General features: G+C 55.9%; 15 protein-coding genes. 10 read left to right on the top strand and 5 right to left on the bottom strand.

Features of this window, described 5'->3' with window-relative positions:
• Window positions 1-101 precede the first annotated feature (101 nt).
• A complete protein-coding gene (locus C479_RS16745; RefSeq protein ID WP_007698184.1) occupies window positions 102-416 on the bottom strand; it encodes a hypothetical protein in 315 nt (104 codons plus the stop codon).
• 1,362 nt (window positions 417-1,778) lie between these two features.
• On the opposite strand from C479_RS16745, the gene C479_RS03935 reads away from it, so the two are divergent.
• Together C479_RS03935 and C479_RS03940 are read left to right on the top strand one after the other, a co-directional pair.
• Window positions 1,779-1,937, top strand: coding sequence for a hypothetical protein (locus C479_RS03935; protein WP_161607158.1), 159 nt, complete (start codon window positions 1,779-1,781; stop codon window positions 1,935-1,937).
• The gene (locus C479_RS03940) at window positions 1,937-3,037 is read left to right on the top strand and encodes a tyrosine-type recombinase/integrase (RefSeq protein WP_007698186.1); all 1,101 of its coding nucleotides are present in this window, start codon (window positions 1,937-1,939) and stop codon (window positions 3,035-3,037) included. The genes C479_RS03935 and C479_RS03940 overlap by 1 nt, the downstream gene beginning before the upstream one ends.
• Window positions 3,038-3,510: 473 nt before the next feature.
• Here the strand turns inward: C479_RS03940 and C479_RS03945 are convergent, their stop codons facing one another.
• Window positions 3,511-4,392: a hypothetical protein gene (locus tag C479_RS03945; protein ID WP_007698187.1), complete on the bottom strand. Its 882-nt coding sequence runs from the start codon at window positions 4,390-4,392 to the stop codon at window positions 3,511-3,513.
• A gap of 263 nt (window positions 4,393-4,655) precedes the next feature.
• Between C479_RS03945 and C479_RS03950 the strand changes: the two genes are divergently transcribed.
• The 4 genes from C479_RS03950 (at window position 4,656) to C479_RS03970 (ending at window position 10,852) form a co-directional block, all read left to right on the top strand.
• Entirely contained in the window at window positions 4,656-5,396 is a 741-nt protein-coding gene (locus C479_RS03950) for a hypothetical protein (RefSeq protein WP_152415795.1), read from the top strand.
• 743 nt (window positions 5,397-6,139) lie between these two features.
• Window positions 6,140-9,037, top strand: a complete 2,898-nt coding sequence (locus C479_RS15740) for an AAA family ATPase (protein WP_083893794.1) — start codon at window positions 6,140-6,142, stop codon at window positions 9,035-9,037.
• Between the two features lie 2 nt (window positions 9,038-9,039).
• The gene (locus tag C479_RS03965; RefSeq protein WP_049907064.1) at window positions 9,040-10,518 is read left to right on the top strand and encodes a hypothetical protein; all 1,479 of its coding nucleotides are present in this window, start codon (window positions 9,040-9,042) and stop codon (window positions 10,516-10,518) included.
• Between the two features lie 124 nt (window positions 10,519-10,642).
• Window positions 10,643-10,852, top strand: a complete 210-nt coding sequence (locus C479_RS03970) for a DUF429 domain-containing protein (protein ID WP_007698202.1) — start codon at window positions 10,643-10,645, stop codon at window positions 10,850-10,852.
• Window positions 10,853-11,023: 171 nt separating this feature from the next.
• Here C479_RS03970 and C479_RS03975 read toward each other — a convergent pair whose 3' ends face one another.
• Complete coding sequence (locus C479_RS03975) at window positions 11,024-12,034, bottom strand: tyrosine-type recombinase/integrase (protein WP_007698204.1); 1,011 nt, start codon at window positions 12,032-12,034, stop codon at window positions 11,024-11,026.
• 236 nt (window positions 12,035-12,270) lie between these two features.
• The gene (locus tag C479_RS03980) at window positions 12,271-12,780 is read right to left on the bottom strand and encodes a hypothetical protein (RefSeq protein WP_007698206.1); all 510 of its coding nucleotides are present in this window, start codon (window positions 12,778-12,780) and stop codon (window positions 12,271-12,273) included.
• A gap of 200 nt (window positions 12,781-12,980) precedes the next feature.
• Between C479_RS03980 and C479_RS03985 the strand changes: the two genes are divergently transcribed.
• Both C479_RS03985 and C479_RS03990 read left to right on the top strand, forming a co-directional pair.
• A complete protein-coding gene (locus tag C479_RS03985; RefSeq protein WP_049907065.1) occupies window positions 12,981-13,820 on the top strand; it encodes a hypothetical protein in 840 nt (279 codons plus the stop codon).
• A gap of 100 nt (window positions 13,821-13,920) precedes the next feature.
• Complete coding sequence (locus tag C479_RS03990; RefSeq protein WP_007698211.1) at window positions 13,921-14,670, top strand: pirin family protein; 750 nt, start codon at window positions 13,921-13,923, stop codon at window positions 14,668-14,670.
• A 50-nt stretch (window positions 14,671-14,720) separates the two neighbouring features.
• Here C479_RS03990 and C479_RS03995 read toward each other — a convergent pair whose 3' ends face one another.
• The gene (locus C479_RS03995; protein ID WP_007698215.1) at window positions 14,721-15,206 is read right to left on the bottom strand and encodes an HNH endonuclease; all 486 of its coding nucleotides are present in this window, start codon (window positions 15,204-15,206) and stop codon (window positions 14,721-14,723) included.
• 310 nt (window positions 15,207-15,516) lie between these two features.
• Here C479_RS03995 and C479_RS04000 point away from each other — a divergent pair, with 310 nt between their 5' ends.
• Window positions 15,517-16,092 (top strand): hypothetical protein, encoded by a 576-nt coding sequence (locus C479_RS04000; RefSeq protein ID WP_241430156.1) that lies wholly within the window; start codon window positions 15,517-15,519, stop codon window positions 16,090-16,092.
• Window positions 16,089-16,745 (top strand): hypothetical protein, encoded by a 657-nt coding sequence (locus C479_RS04005; protein ID WP_007698221.1) that lies wholly within the window; start codon window positions 16,089-16,091, stop codon window positions 16,743-16,745. The genes C479_RS04000 and C479_RS04005 overlap by 4 nt, the downstream gene beginning before the upstream one ends.
• The last annotated feature ends 15 nt before the right edge of the window (window positions 16,746-16,760 follow it).

The following is a 16,760-nucleotide window of genomic DNA, read 5'->3' on the forward strand; positions in this document are numbered from 1 at the left end:
CTCCCGTTCGGTCGGGACGGCGAACGATTGCTCGGTGCTACCCGGATCGCGCGCGGGTTTCAACTCGACCGCATCAATGACGTCGTCGAAATTCGCCCACACTAAGCGGTCGTCGTCGGTTGCGTCGAGCGCCGGCGGTTCCGCATGATCGGGAGTGAGTACGACGAGCCGTTGGTGTCTGCTCCCTCCTCATCAAGATACGTGAGGTGCTCGCACAACTGGTTCACGTCGACCTCGTTCGGCCGCATTTTCGTCTCGAACAACAGCGACGTCGAGCTCCGGATCCCGGCGTCCGGAACCGATCCGTTTCCGACAAGTTGGTTCTCGAAGGTGACCAGTGCGAGGTCAGACTCGTCAAGGACTGCCTCAAGCAAGTCCTCCGTCAGTTGGTTATTGATGTTCTCGAGTACGGCCATTAGCGTGGATGTGACGCGGTTCTCGCCTTAGGTGTACGTCGAGAATAATGGATTTGCCATGTGACTCCCTGTTACGTGCCAAATTCAAGAGTTTTGGCATACCGATGGACCCGGTACCGGACCGGTCGGGAGACCGGCTTCTGGACTCACACCTGGAGTTGATGGTTGGTGATTAATGGCTGATGGGATCCACGGACATTCTGTCGACTCAAAATGCGGTTTTCCGGCATTTCGACCGGCGAATATCCTGGATTTCATGCACAGGGATCCTACTGATCTAATCGACCACACATAGACGGTATTACAAGTCTACCATCGTGAGTTAGACCAACCAATTGACGACCACTCCGACCGACCATTTTACCCGACGTTCAGGACCGACATCTTGGGACAGACATTGACGTCTCTGGCAAGCGCTGATTTTCGGCATTTCGACCGATGAAAATGCCGGTATTTGACGCGAGAGCCGAGCCAAAATGGTCGGGTCCGATGGCCGGGCCTGTGTTCGTCAAGATCTCACGAGTTATCGATCTCGTACTCACCCCATCGTCCCGCCGGCCGAACCGGGATTGCGACCCGCCCTGAGCAACATGAGATTGAAGCAATTTGAAGGGAGAATTCTTCCATTTCAGCCGACTGAAATCCCGGTTCTTTCGACTCACCCTACTAACGAATCCCCGATGGGAGCCTGAACTGCATCACTGGGTCATAGGTTAAGCAATAATCCCGGCACTCCTATCGATCCGATACCCTTCGGCCGGACGGGTACCCGACCTTTGTACCCGGCTCACAAGCCTTCGATAACCATACTATGGAATCTCAGCAACCCTGCCGATTGGGCCGACGAGAATGCCGCTTTTCGACGGAATCGGCATCAAAAGACTGGACCGGTATGGCCGGGACGCAGGGTCGGGTTTGTCGGTGATTGGTTAGAATCTGGAACTAGCGAAAAAGCGCGAACTATCGATCTAGGCGAGTTGACGTAGCAGCGAATGGCGCTAAAACAGACGCACGCCACCAATTAATAGGGCGAATACGGCCGATTTCGCATTTTGAATTGAATCTTCCGCAGCTACCACCGCGCCTGAGCGCGGAAATCTTTGAAATTCTCTTAGAGAAGTAGATTCCACATAATAGACGCCACAACAAACTCTGAGATAACGATGGCCAAATCATCGAATCACCATTTCTTGCCACCTATTATCAACTGCCGTCTGCCGATTTTTGTTTACCCACCAATTCGTGGACGAAGGTGCCTTTACCAACCCCAATTCTAAATGGGAACTTATGTACCAGTAGTTGAACGGCGCTGCTATGGAGCGGATCCAATCGGAGGCAGTTTCCGGCCGTGTTTCGGCAGACGTGGTAGCGCAAATCGAACGAGCAACCGAAGAGACCGATCTCACCAAATCCCAACTCGTGGCTCGGGCCGTCGAGTACTACATAGAAAAGAATCCAGACGACATCAGTTCGTTCTACCCCGACGGATCGCTCGCGGAATTCGTAGAGGGGCTCTGCTGATGGCACGAACAAACGACGCCCCGGCTCTCGCTGAGGACCTGGATGCCGAGACGCTGGTCCGGCAACTCCAGGAGGCAACTGATAGCACGCTCGAACCGATCCATCCTGAAGAGGCGCTCGAGCTCTATCTTGAAGACAAGGCTCGGGAGTGTCGGAAGTCAACCGTCAACTCCCACCGATCCAGACTCGGATTCTTCATTGAGTGGTGTGCGGACCGAGAACTCGACAACCTCAACGACATCAGTGCTCGGGACCTCCACGAGTACCGCGTCTGGCGACGCGAGGGCCTCAGTGTCGCGAGTGAGAAGACCCAGATGGACACGCTCCGAGTCTTTCTGGAATGGTGCGAGACCATCGACGCAGTGCAGCCCGGACTATTCAAAAAGGTCAAGTCGCCGGTTATCCCCGACGGCGGGAACGTCGACGACACGGTCATTCACACCGACGAGGCAAACGAGATTCTCGACCACCTCGAACGGTACGAGTACGCCACGGTAGAGCACGTAGTCTGGGTAATCTTGGCCGAGACAGGTATGCGAATGGGGGCCGCCCACGCGCTCGACGTTAGGGATTATCAGCATGACTCCGAGCAACCCCATTTGACCGTCCGCCACCGACCGGAGACGGACACGCCGATCAAGAACGGACAAAACGGCGAGCGGCCGATTGCGATCGACCCAGACGTTTGTGCAGTCCTTGACGATTACATCAAACATCGAAGACCCGATGTGACCGATGGGCACGGAAGAGAGCCGTTGCTCGCGTCTAGTCAGGGCCGCCTCTCCAAATCAACTATCCGGACGTACGTCTACAAGTGGTCTCGTCCGTGTGTGATCGGCCAGCCGTGTCCAGACGATCGTGAACCCGACGAATGTGAAGCTGTGGCTAATCTCGATCAGGCGTCGAAGTGTCCGGCCAGCGTGACGCCCCATCCAATCCGTCGCGGATACATTACTCGACTGCTCGGGGCCGGTGTACCGATCGACATCGTAAGTGAACGATGCAACGTCTCACCCGGAGTCATTGAAGAACACTACGACGTCCGGTCTGCGGATGAAAAGATGCGACAACGCCAGGACGTGCTTCGCAACGCGCTGTAAGGACATCAACTGATCATCATAACCGGGTCAATAGAAACCGAAGAACACCAACGAGCGGCCAGATCTACTCGATGACTTTAGGCGATCGTCTGCGGAGCGTCACCATACGCCCCATCAATACGACCGATGCCAATGGTTGCAGTGTATCGATGCTCTCACTTCGACAAAACACGCATGGATTTGAGAGGTTGTGCGAAAATGCAGTAATATATTCATCCAAATAGCGCCACTCTTAACTAGATACTCAAGCAGGTATCCCACTAGAAATAGTCTGAAAATGACCTCTCTACACACCCGTTCAATCGGCTCGTTTAGCGGCCCTATTTTACCGGTGGATTTATGGCTCCTAGTGAGCGACCTAGAGGTATGACCCTAGAAGATAACATCCGAGAATTAGAGGAACGTCTCGGAATGAGCCGGAGCGAAGAAGTGGAAGAGACCGGCCGGACTATGGCTCGTCTTCAGGACTAATTTCACCCGAGTTCCTTGAGTTCGTCTGCAAATTCGTGTTTTGAGAGTCCATCAGTGTCGAGCAAGTCGACCATTTCTGCTCGACGGACGGCCCTTTCCGTGAAGTCGATCCACAGTTCTTCGTGCTGTTCTGCATACTTTCTCCACCGCTCACTTCGCTGAAGATCTAACTCGTATTCTTCGAGAGGGATTTCGATATCGTGCTTTCGCACGAGTACGTCACAACCGAACTCCTCGAGATACTTGAACCGACCACCTTTTCGTCGAACCGTCAGCAGTCTCTTTGATTCGTTGATGTAGTCGTTGACCCACTCCATCCAGTCATACTCGTCAGCCCCATCGGGCTGAATTGCTGTCTCTGGCATCGAAAACTCCGGATCCACGCGCTTTAGATAGAGTTGGCTCATCCCGATAGCCGTTCGGTGGTTCGCGTTGGGAAGGGCGTGCTTGAGAATCAAGTTTGATGCCAGTCGCCCGGCTACCTCAACCGCCGTGCCGTTCCAGTCGACCTGATTGAGCGCGGGCTCAATCTCTTCGGCTGCGATGTTCTTGTACGCTTGCACCCGGTTTCCTTCCTCCTGGTAGTTCTCGTCGAGAACGTTTCTGAACACCTCAACCAGCCTGGTCGCGATGACGCCGTTCGCTGGGCCCATCGAATCGATATATTCGACGAGATCGTAGTCTATCTCGTCTGCGGCTCCGCTTGCACCGGACGCAGTATAGACGACGTAGACGGTCCGATCTAACTCGAAAGATTCGACCTTGACCGATTTGTGAGCTTCATACCCGACGATGCGGTCCCCTACAGCTTCCAGTTCAGGGGTGACGAAGTCCACCGAGAACTGCTTGTCCAGGTCGTGGTGGTAGGGAACCCGGTTTGTCATTACGTCTGCAATCCTACGAACCCCGTCATACTAATCACACCGATTTGTAACCGCCAGCAGGGAAGTACAATTCCGATAGCAACAAATATCCTAATATTCCCATCTATGCCCGACGTCCGCTATGGCGATCATTTTGAAACCTTCAATTGATTATGGTTTCAACGGTTCTGGTGAATTCAGGGCGCGCATATAGAGAAGGATAGGGAGCAAGTGACATTTTTTCGATCAAAATGTATGAGTTTGCTAGCTGCACATGGTCTTACATGAGAAATAATGGCCTTCTTGACTTTATATTCGAAGAGCACCGCCCCCTGGTTGGAATAGCCATTATCCTTCTTGGGATAATAGCCATTTCTGCCGGAGTATTCAGACAAGGGCTGCCGGTTCCTACTTATACCGATGTAGCGAACCTGATCGTCGCCTATGTAGCCATAACATCACTCTATTTGGCATGGAGGGAGTTAATCAGAAAAACTCGCCCAAATGTCACTCTTGACTTCACATACGATTATCCAGATAACGATGACGTACAGGAACAAATGATATTGAAATTAACCAATTCTGGAACAAACGTAGTCACACCGAGTAATGTTTGGTACGGCTACGTGAAACGATCTGGGAATGAGTACACCTTCAAGAATGCCGAGATGAGTGAATTTCAGGAGGATGGGTTAGAACCGGGAGAAACAGCCGAAATCAAAATTGGAAACGATATAGTGATGCTGCGAGTCACGAATCTCAATATTCGTGACTGGAGGGGTGAAGGGGTGACGATTAGCCAGTTTCCAATTACCGATACACAAAATCGTATTCACGTAGTTGGAAAAGGAGAAGATATCGAAGTTAAGGTTCAAAAGTTATTTGACGAAGTGATGAAGTCGAATATCGGTTTGGTGAGAAGGTTTTCAAAAGACAGGATTCAATCCTCCGAAGTCGATAAAGTCCTTTCTGAAGCCGGTTTAGCCGGTGATTCGAACGATGAGGAATCAATAATCGTATCATAGGACGGTCTGATAGAAGGCTAAGATTACTATGAGCACGTGCCAACTCCCAAACAACATCTATACCATCTGCATCATTAAATAATACGCTTCTAGATAAAGAAATATGATGGACCAACCCCCTCTATTCAGCAGGCTACTTTTGGAAGCGACGTGGTAAGCCGATTGAGGACTGCTGCATACATAGATAGAATCTGTCACGATGCCAGTGGTAAAATCCACTACTCTATTCTCCAAGATTCGTGATGTAGGTGTAGCCCCGGGTGAGAGTTGCAAAACTTGTTCTCTGAGAGTGCGGAGTGGATACGCAATATCAAGTAGTAAACACCCTCACTCGATCCCTATTGTCCTTCTGAATGTGGCACTCCAAGATATCTAATTGGAAAACAAGTGTCCGGAATTCAGGGAACATTTGATTAAATTCACTCACGATGGTCCCACCTGGTCCCAGTCAAGATTCTCTACCACATCGTTTTTTGACCGTCCGGATTCGCGCCAGGGCAGGTCGTGTCGTCCGTTCTCCTGATGCCAGTCGAGGAGGGTGGAAACGAAGGCGTGACAGCCCTGAAGGGGCATATGACACCCTGCCTCGAAATCACGAAAATACGTATGGAGGCAGAGACCCACCGGCCAGAGCGTTAGTTCCAGACGCAGTCTCCTGCTGTGTAGGTTTGCATGGCATGATTCTGATTTTGCTATCCCCTCATTCGATACTACTTTCTGAGGTCGTGACAATTGGGAAGTAGATGACAGACAACTCGGATTTTTCTCCCTTTGATGTGGTAAACGTCTGGGCCATTGGAACGAATGATAAATGGAGCGAATACCACGACGCGGGCCTTATCGCTCTTGGTTGGGATAGCGATGACCCAAGTATGGCTGGTGTGTCTGATCCTGATGACGTTGCAGAGAGAAGCCCAAGTCGGGATACTCCCGTTAGTGGAAATTCATGGGAGCAGTTCCTCTATCGATTCGTTGACCAAGTTGAGGTTGGCGATATCGTAATCGCCAAATCTGGAATCGACACTCCTGAAGGCATTGGTATTGTTGCCAGCGGGTATGAACATGACCAGAATCTCTCAGTCGGGGATAGCTCTGATTGTCACTTCCGTCGTATCAACTGGCAAGTTAACCTCGCCGGCCTTGATAATGAGCTAACGCTTGAGAACAACCTCTTTGAACAGAACACCGCGGTATCGGAAAAACAGAGTTCGTTCGAGGAACTGCAGAAGCAGCTAAAAGCCGACGATTCATTCGAATATCGAGAACCAAGCAGTCATCTGAGTTCTGTGCCATATCTGGCAGCAGCGAAGAAAACACATTGCGTTAGACCGAGCGAAGCAGTTTCTGTAGCCCAAGGGGTCACACAGCTGTACGAGAACTATGGCTCCAATGATACTTTTCTCAACAATCTGCATGGTTCCGTAGGGTCAACACTTTCAAAGGCAGAACGGAACGAGGTAGCAGAGACAGTCGAGAAGCTTCCAGATGTGCGAAATCAAGTCCAGTGGGCACTTGAAGCAGAACACCTCACCGCTTGGTGTACAAAGAACTCACGAGAGTTCCACTCAATTCGGTCGGGTGATTGGATTGCGCATATTTCTGGTAGAGGAACCTCTTCGGTTGAGTACCTCCAGCGTGCTGATGTCGTTCTCGATGATCTCCCGAAGCCAGTTCGTGAGGAGATCGCAGAATCCCTCCATGGAAGCACCAGTTACAGCGATATTATCCTTTCAACAACCCCGGTTATAGAACCAGATATCATACGGTCGGAATTCGAGGAGGAGATTCGAGAGATTGCTAATGCTGACGATATATCTCCCTACCTGTATGACATTACAGGAATGTTCTGTCAAGTGAATTTTAAAATTTCTCTTAAGGGAGGGGGTGCAAACACCATTCTCGAAAATCTATTCGGAGACCTTGGTCAAACTAGGCCAGCTGTTCTATCATCTTCGGACGCCTCATTGTGGACTCCGGCCGGTCTAAGGGGAACTCAGAACACCTCAAACCTCGAGCCCATACGAGACGCCCTCCAGGAGAGTAGCTCACAGTTTCTCCTCACGATAAATTCTGGCGAGTATAGCGACGAGATATCCAATGAGTACCACTTGAAGGAAGGTATCCCCGGATATGATCAGCTCAAATCAGCCATTGAACGGTCAGAAGAGGTGCCGTTTGCCGCCCTCGAACAGCAAGAAAACTACTGGGCAATCGTTGCAGCCGGTACACTAGGTGATGTCCAGCTTGAGAGTATAAATGAAAATGGCGAGAAGGAATGGGTGGCAAAAACCAGGCGTCTTGAGTGGGTTGAGCCGATAGACCTCGAGGCCGTTAATCCCCTTATCGATAAAGGAGAGATCCGGCGACGTGGCATTAACGAGCTAACGCAGCAGGAACTCACCTTGATCTTCGATTGGCATCACGGTTCTGGTGTTCGGGCAGTGGAAGAAATCACAGAGTCCGAGAGAGCAGATCTTCTCAAGGAGGCATTCGCACATCTCATTGCGGGACGGAACATCGTCTTCTACGGGCCACCAGGTACAGGGAAAACCCATGCGGCAAAGCAGCTGAGCAAAGCCATCTGCGGCGAGCAGGCCCTCACAATCGAGACAGCAAATGCTGAATGGACAAACTACGACATGATTGGGGGCTGGGCACCAGGCCCGGCAGACAGCCCGAGAATAGTCGATAATGAGGCCTCGGATTGGCATGCCGAGCAGGGTATCATCACGAGGGTCGCAGAGGACTGTGCAGAGAGCCTCGATAATTCGGCTCGACCTAGCTGGCTGCTCATCGACGAGCTAAACAGAGCAAACCTCGACCAAGCTTTCGGTGACGTCTTCACACTGCTTGACCTCGAGTACCGCGCCAGCAAAGCTCTCGAGTACGCAAACGAGACGCAACCCCTGCCGTACGCGTTCCGCATTCTGGCGACGCAGAACACCTACGACTTGGCACAGCTGTTCTCACTTGGGTATGCATTCCGTCGGCGATTCGCTTTCCTCGAAGTTCCCTCACAGCTTGGATCGAGTAGCTCGACCTCTGTCAAACCGAGCGAGTACACTGTGCCGCAAATTGATGCCAGTGAGGCTCTTAAATCGGTCTCTGCGTCAGATGTGGAGGCAGTTGCCTCATGGGCATCAGATCGTCTAAACTACGCCGAGCAGGATGAACATCAGGCGGAGGGCGCGCCAGAGATCGATCCACGGGCCCTGTATCCCCAGTTCGCGAACACTCCTCGAATCAACGACACCCTCAAGTCGGTTCAGGAGCGTAACATGGGACTCGAGGGAGACAACTTCATCCATGCTGTCCTAGCGCTGTCCAACGCTGCCACCGAGTATGACGTGATTGAGGTCGGGCGAGCCATCGTTATGGACGTCGTCGCCTACGTTCTTGCGTATGAACTGGCATTCCCTGATGAGGCGGATCAGGAAACCGTTGATCAGGCCTGCTGTGCGTACCTAGTCCCCCAGTTCGAGAACGTGATGAGTGACCTCCGACAGGCAGACGCTCTCAGCCAGGACGACGAGATTGAGAGCGAGTTCAAGAAGATAATTGTTCTCGCGGAGAATTTGGGCCTCTCCGAAACTGCCAACCGACTGGAGGACGCACTCGACTCCCACTCTATCCTGGGCTGACCATGGCCACCTTTGAGACCTACACGTGGAACCGAGTGCAGAGTCGACCGGAGTTAGATAGCGACCAGCAATCCCATCTGAACAAGCGAGTCAGCCTCGTAGTCAGCGCAATTGAAAAATCGCTGGAGGCCAGAGATGATGCTGCTCAGCGGACGGAGCGTACTGGTTCTGAACGATTTGTTGAACCAGCAGATAGCGATGCTCTGACAATTGATGAAGGCCCTCCAGAGTACAACGAGGGCTCGCTGGATCCGAAAAGTTGGGTCGGTGAGCTGACACCCGCTGTGGAGATTCTTCCCCGAGATTACCGGAACAATGGGCAAAAACTTAGCAAGGACCAGTACTTGCAGATAGCGAATGAAGTCCAAGATTGGGCTGAGATTATTGGCCCCAGCACGATCAGCGCGGCACTTCCGTTAAATCCGGACGTGCTGCTCGACCGCTACGCGCAAATTGCACCGATCAGCAACGCGCTGATTGAGCAGACTGAGGCACTCTTGGCTCAGCGTCCACCTGTCGAGGTGGAGCGCATCGAGCGCCATGGCCCGGAGCCACGCGGTCGGATTAAGCCTAACCAGACGATGCGGAAGGCTGCTCAGCGCTCAGGAGAAGTGGTGTCCACAGAAGTCAATTTCACACCAGACACGCTTCAGAACAGGCTCCTGGTTCGATTCCATGCGGAGCTGGCTGGCAAAATGGTCCAGCTCTCCGAAGCGTATCCGCAGTACGGTGAGATGTTCGAGAGCCAGCTCTCCTACCACCAACATCTACTCGAGCAGCGTATCTTCAACAAGCTGCGCGACGTCGCTCTCGAAACTGACTTCGCCGATGCTGCGGTGCTATCTCAGCTGCGAGACCAAGCTGACCAAGCATTCCAAGTCATCGTGGACCTATGGGAGGCATATCTCCAAAATGCTAACCTTGAGCTCGCGCTAGCGAACAATTTCACGTCCGCTCTTAAGCCGCTCAGCAACACCTACGAGCTCTGGTGCTTGCGGCTCTTGCTTGAGGTTCTCTCGGATTTGACTGGCCAGCAACCCTCACAGCGACTGCAAGGGACGTATGATTTCCCCGGCGATATCACCCTTCATTACAACCAATCTGGAGATCGGCCGCGGGGGAGCAAAGACCAATCGGGATTAGTAAGTCAGTACTTCAGGACAGAACTTAACTTGGGCCGCGGGAGTGGGTTCCCTGACTTTGCAATTACACAGGATGGAGATGGGCTCTGGGTGGCAGATGCGAAGTTCAAGCACCAGAAGAAACTTGATGATCACCGGCAGGTGCTGGCATATGCTGTGGATTTGCTCAGACCAAGCAAGGATGCAACTGCCGCCTTGCTGTATGGCAGCACCGAAGTTGACGAGACTGAAGGGGAAGTAAGAGAGTACACGTTCATCCGCCGTAGCATCCATCCTGACGCGCACCTCGACCCGCAGACAGCGTTATCAAAGCAGCTCAAATCCACTCTCAGCCTTTGAAGGTGCATATTCAAGCCGGCTACTGAGTCATGCAGTTCACGGCATTCAATCTTCACTGAATGATACTCCGACAGAAACACCCACATCACGAATTTTCATCCAGCTCGGCTGAGTGCTCTGAGACATGTATGCCGGCGTCGATGGCTGCTCCGGAGGCTGGATTGCAATCAGCTACACGGACGAAGTGTACCGCGGCACTAATTTCTACGAGAAGATAGAAGCGCTCTGGGCGGAACACGACAATGTCGAGCGAATCCTTGTAGATGTTCCAATCGGCCTCCGAGAGCGTACAGGCGCCCGCGACCCTGTGATGCTGCCCTGCGAGAGTTCCTGAAACCAGACCGCTACCGGAGCGTATTCATTCCGCCAATTCGTGCTGCAACGGGAATACATCCTCTGTATTCAGCAGACATACACTATCAACTATTGAGGGTTTTAAGAGAACCGCCAGATGGGCTTTGCCAAATTCTGAGCAAAAGACGGGGTGGTTCTATAGAGCCCAGACTCAGATGTTCTTCAGATACTGCCGTCGTTGTTCCATCTTCTCCTTCTTCGTCCGCTGGTCGTAGTGCTTCTCGATTACCTTCGTGCTCACGTTCGCCCGATCACTGACGGCCGTCTCCGGAACGTCGCTCGTCAGGTGGTGGGTGATGCTTCCCCGACGAATTGCGTGCGGACTGATCGACGATGGACACTTCGAAACGTGGTCAGAACGAGTCGCTTCGCAATCGTCGGGCTCTCGTCCGTGTGGACATTCGTCTCCGTACGCACAGGGCTGCGTGTACCGGTAGGAGTACGTTCGAATGGCTGACTTCGAAGCTCGGCCCTGGGACGTCGCCAGGAGCGGCTCACGACCGTAGTCGTCCGTCACATCCGGCCGACGGTCTCGAAGCCAGTCGTCCAGCAACAGACACAGCTCGCCGGAGAGGCCGACCAGGCGTTCCCCACGAGTGCCGTTCTTGATCGGCGTTCCCTCATCAGGGCGATGGACGACCGACACGCACTGATCCTCTGGAGAGTAGTCACCGATGTCGAGCGCGTGAGCAGCACCCATCCGCATCATCGTATGCCACAGCAGCGCCATCGTCACGTGGGGGAGCGACGCGTACTCGTACCGCTCGAGATAGTCGAGTGCTGCCTCGGCGTCCTCACTGTCGAGCATCACCTCTCGGACGTTGTCACCCGGACGCAGGTTCGGCGACTGGACCTTGACGTGGAGATCCGGATCGACTGCGTCGATTGTCCCGAGCCACCTGACGAACACCCGGAGCGTGTCCATCTGGGTCTTCAGCGACACCTTAGATAGTTCGCCTTCGTTGCGACGCCAGAGTCGGTACTCGTGGATCTTCCGCCCGGTCAGTTCGTTCAGGTTGGTGAGCTCACGATCGTCGCACCATCTGACGAAGTGGCCGAGACGCGATCGGTGTGAGCGCAATGTCGCAACCGATACTTCCGTCTCTTTTTGGTCGAGATACAGTTCGAGCGCGGTCTCCGGATCGATTGGTTCGAGTGTCATGGTTCGCTGGAACGCGAACCTCACGAAGTCGACAAACCCGATTTCTAAACAGGGGTTATAGGGCCCGAATCGGGTGGGATTCGGTGTCTTACCATTGTTCGCTCGAAATGGCCTATCCCCTGCAGCGCCCATCCGTTTTCCGAACGAACTGGATCCAAGTGACGACAGTACCTACTTGTCGAGAATGTGCCCTGCACATCTGCCCACAAGGGTAACAGAACGACGTGAAACCTCGACTACGGCCAGGGGTCGTCGAACTGCGTGAAGATTGGCTCTGTTCGAAGGACAGCGTATTCGCTATTGCACTCCCCCAGATAGTCGTACCAGACGCTCTCGAGTCCGGGGACGGGTGTCAGTTCATCACAACCGCCGACCGCTTCGAGGTGTCGTTCAGCAGCGGCACGAGTCGTGAATAGGCGTCTGGAACGGGTGGTTCGTGGGTTGTGGTCGTCAGCGATGTACGCCAGCCACTGCTGTTGAGGCCTCGCATCGGTGAGTGTCGCCTGCTCGTGTGGATTCTCAGTTGGACGATGGAGACGAACTCGAACGTGCATGTTACTCCCGCTGGTATTGATGTATTCGAGCTCGCCAAACCGAAGGAGATCGCCGATTGCGTCACTGATGTCGTCGGTGTCTGCGTCGACATTCTCGAGGATCCTCGCGCTCGAGACGGCGTGGCCATCCGGCGGTGACAGTTCCTCCAGAATCTTCCGATAGATGGCTCCCGTCCCCTCGTCTGGGTGCATACTAGACAATGGCGAGGTGATACGTAATGAGTCTCACTGACCGCCTCTCGATCGGGCAGTCAGCATACGACAGACAACAGTAAACCGCAAAATTCGGGAGGGGCTACTTGAGAGTTCCAATTTGAGACAGGCTAATCGACCCGGGTTCACAACCACATCCAAACCATAATTTTTACCCCCAAACGCAGCACAGAACCGGTATGAATCGACGACGTGTCCTCCTCTCAGTAGCGACAGTTGGGAGCCTCTCCTTGAGCGGCTGTCTCGAGCAGTTCACGACATCGGACGACGATGACTCGCCCACGAGCGACACGAGTCCGTCCGACGACCACCCCGCACTCTCCGTCCTCGAATCGTACTACGAGGCTGCCCAGTCGGACGATCCGGACGCGATCCGCGAGTACCTGCACTCGGCACACCCGTACAACCGCGTCGAGAGCGACGAGAGCGGATTCACCTACGAACCGGCACCGGAGGCGGACGCCGAACACGAGATCGTCGACGAATCGTTCGATCCGGAGGCCATGAGCGACCGGCCGTCGGTCGCGTTCTGGTTCGAGGGTGAGGACACCTCGTTCGAGGCGGCTATCGAGGGTGAGTCGGCGGTCCTCGCCAGTTCGACGGTCGACACCACCGAGGATGGCCTCCCGGTCGAACGGACGGAAGAGATCGTCCTCCTCACGGAAGACGGCGAGTGGGCCGTCTTCTTCCCGTACGGCCAGTCGATGGAGATCGACGCCGAGCCCGTCGACGACGAGGCCTACGACATCGTCACCGACGTCACGTTCGACGACGAGAGCGAGCAAGCGACGGTCTCCCTGGACGGTGCTGGCGAGGTCGCCGCCGATGAACTCCGGGTGTACGCCGAAAGCGTCGGGGACTACAGCAGATACTGGCAGCAAGACGGCGATACCCTCCCGCCGGTCACCGAAGCGACGACCTCGTTCGACCCCGACGGTGACGAGATCGTCGTCACATTGCTCCTCGAAGCGGACGAGCAGGTTGTTATCCACCGCGAGCAGTACGATCCGGAAAACTAGCCGAAGGCTGTAGCGGTCGAGGTCAATCCGACGTGGAGCGATACCAGCAATCGTTCACCCGATACGCGTGCTTTTCCGCCTCAGCCACGTCTATCCGGGTATGACACCACCGACAGCTGCGGGCGACCGAACGAGTCCGATCGCTGGCCAGCGCGTCCAGCACGGGCCCGGCGTCACCGCCACTCGCGCCTTCCCGACGAACGCGTATCAGTCGAGTCTGGACCCGTTCGTCCTCTTCGAGCGCTTTTTCATCGACGCCGACCGTGGCTTCCCGATGCACCGCCACGAGGGATTCGAGATCGTCTCGTACATGCTCGAAGGTGGGATGGAGCACGAAGATTCCCTCGGCGTCGAACACACGGCCCGCGAGAGCGAAGCGATGCACATCACCGGCGGGCAGGGAATCAGTCACTCGGAGTTTCCGGCCGACGACGCTGCCTGTTCCGGCCTCCAGCTCTGGATCAACCTCCCACCCGAAGCGAAAGACGCCGAGCCCGCGTATGCGGACGCGACCGCAGCCGAGTTACCGACGGAGGAGATGTCCGGTGCGACCGTGACGACCGTCGTCGGCGACGGCTCGCCGTTCGACCTCCACACCCCGATGGAGTACCTAGACGTCCACGTCACCGACACCTGGACCTGGACGCCCGACGAGGAGTGGGCCGGCTTCCTGTTCGGCACCGACGGGACGGGCACCGTCGACGGCCGCTCGTTCGGCGAGGGCGACGTCCTTCCGATCACGAACAGCCGTCCAGTGGAGGTAACGAGCGAAGAGACGCTCCGGGCCGTCGCCGTCTCTGGCCGACCGCACGACGAGCCGATCCGACTGCGCGGGCCGGTCGTGCGATAACTCGGGTCCACCCAACAACAGTTGCGTTCGACGGGAGAATGGAATGTCGACTACAGCATCGTCTTCTCGGGGTGTTCCTGGCGTCGGACCGCGTCCCGGAGTTCGGATCGAGCGTAGACTCCGTCGCCGACTTTTTCGACACACGCGGGGCAGAGTGCGACGAGGTTCGTCCGAACGTTCGCACCCCCGTCGGCCCGCGGCGTGACATGTTCGACTGACAACGAGTCGGACTCGGTCCGGCAGAACTCACAGTTGCCATCCGCTCGCTCGTCCCGGACTTCGCGGCGGAGTGGGTCTGGCAGTGGCGGCGTGGGAATCGGCTGTTCGGGTTCGTCAGTATCGCGTTCGCAAAGGAATCGCCAGCCGAGAGCGCCGATACCGAGTGCGGAGAGTACCACCAGCCCTCCCCAGACGAACGACAGTCCGCTCCCACCCGGGCCGGCGACGAGGCCGTACCCACCCACAAGCAGACCGCCTCCAAGAACGGCCAGTGCGATCGGAGTGGCGGTGTCCGCGATGGAAGATCCGTCAATCATGCACGGGATTCTGGCCGTACCAACAATAAACGTGGCGTGAATTGCCGGCGAGACAACACGAATCCGGCACGCGTGTCTCCACACCGGAGGCCCGCTGATTCCGGGTCGTGAGTCACGTTTGCCTTGCGGACACGGCCCGTGAAAGCCGGGGTGATTTCCGTCGGGCGGTCGGCAGGTACCTATTCATGTACCGGCGACCCGGCGTCCACCGACAACCGACGCGGCGATGGTGGCCGATCCGTGGCCGTCGAACGCCGTCCCGGCAAACACACGTCCGTCTAACGGCATTTCGGACCACACGCGGAGTCGAATGACCGACCGAAACGAGTTGCTGACGACCGAACGCGGGACCGCCCTTCGCAGCTGGATCGTCGTGGCCGGTCTGATCGCGGCCACGATCGCCACACTCGTGCAGGGGGCGTATCTCTGGGCCGGGCTCTCGGGGACGATCGTCGCACTTGCCGTCCTCCCTGCCGTCGCGAGGGGGACTCCACTCGTAGTGGCGCCGTGGGTCGTGTTGCTCGTCGCTGCCGTCCCGATCTGGGTTCGCCTCGTCGGCGCGTTCCCGGCCGCGGGATTTCTCACCGTCGCCGCCATCGCCCTGCTGGTCACCGTCGAGCTCGACGCGTACACGCCCGTCGAGATGACACCGCAGTTCGCAGCGGCGTTCGTCGTGATCGCGACGATGGCCGTCGCCGGCGTCTGGGTGATCGGCCAGTGGCTCTCGGATACGCTCGTCGGGACCACCTTCCTCACGTCGACGGGGGAAGTCATGTGGGACCTGATTCTCGCGACGGCGTTCGGCGGGCTCGGCGGCGTCTTCTTCGTGACGTACGTCGCTCGACGGGACGACGTGGCGCTCGACGGGTCGGGTGAGACCGCGTGACGGTCGCAGACGGGGGTACGAGCGAGGGAGCGGTTTCGTCCCGACGAGGGTGGCAGTTCGTCCACGGGATACAGCTCCTGCTCGGATTGATCGTCGGCTACGCGGTCGTAACGGTGAACCTCACGCTCCTCATCAACGCCGGCATTCCGTTGGTCATCACGACCCTGCCGTGGGTGCTCGATCGTCTCTACGGACACCAGATGGGCGTCGGATTGGCTGCGTGGATTTCGATCGCTTCCGTCCTCCACGCAGTGGGCGCACTCGGTCCGTACACGATGTTCGGCTGGTACGATTCGGTCACGCACACGGTTTCTGCGACGCTCGTCGCCGGAGCGGGCTACGCGATCGTCGACGCGATCGACCGCTCGAGCGAAGCGGTCGACCTCCCCGGCGAGTTCCGGTTCGTGTTCATCCTCGTCTTCGTCCTGGCGTTCGGCGTCCTCTGGGAGATCGCAGAGTTCGCCTCGGCCGGCTTCGCGAGCCTGCTCGGCGGCGAACCCGTCCTGGCGCAATACGGGACCGACGACATCGTCTTCGATCTGATTTACAACGCCGTCGGGGCGGTACTCGTCGCCCTGTGGGCCACTGGGTACTTCGACGGCGTGGCAGGCCTCCTCGATCGTCGCATCGAAGAAGGTGACGATACGTCCTGAGGCCGTCACATTCAA

Source organism: Halovivax asiaticus JCM 14624 (assembly GCF_000337515.1).
Classification (GTDB): domain Archaea; phylum Halobacteriota; class Halobacteria; order Halobacteriales; family Natrialbaceae; genus Halovivax; species Halovivax asiaticus.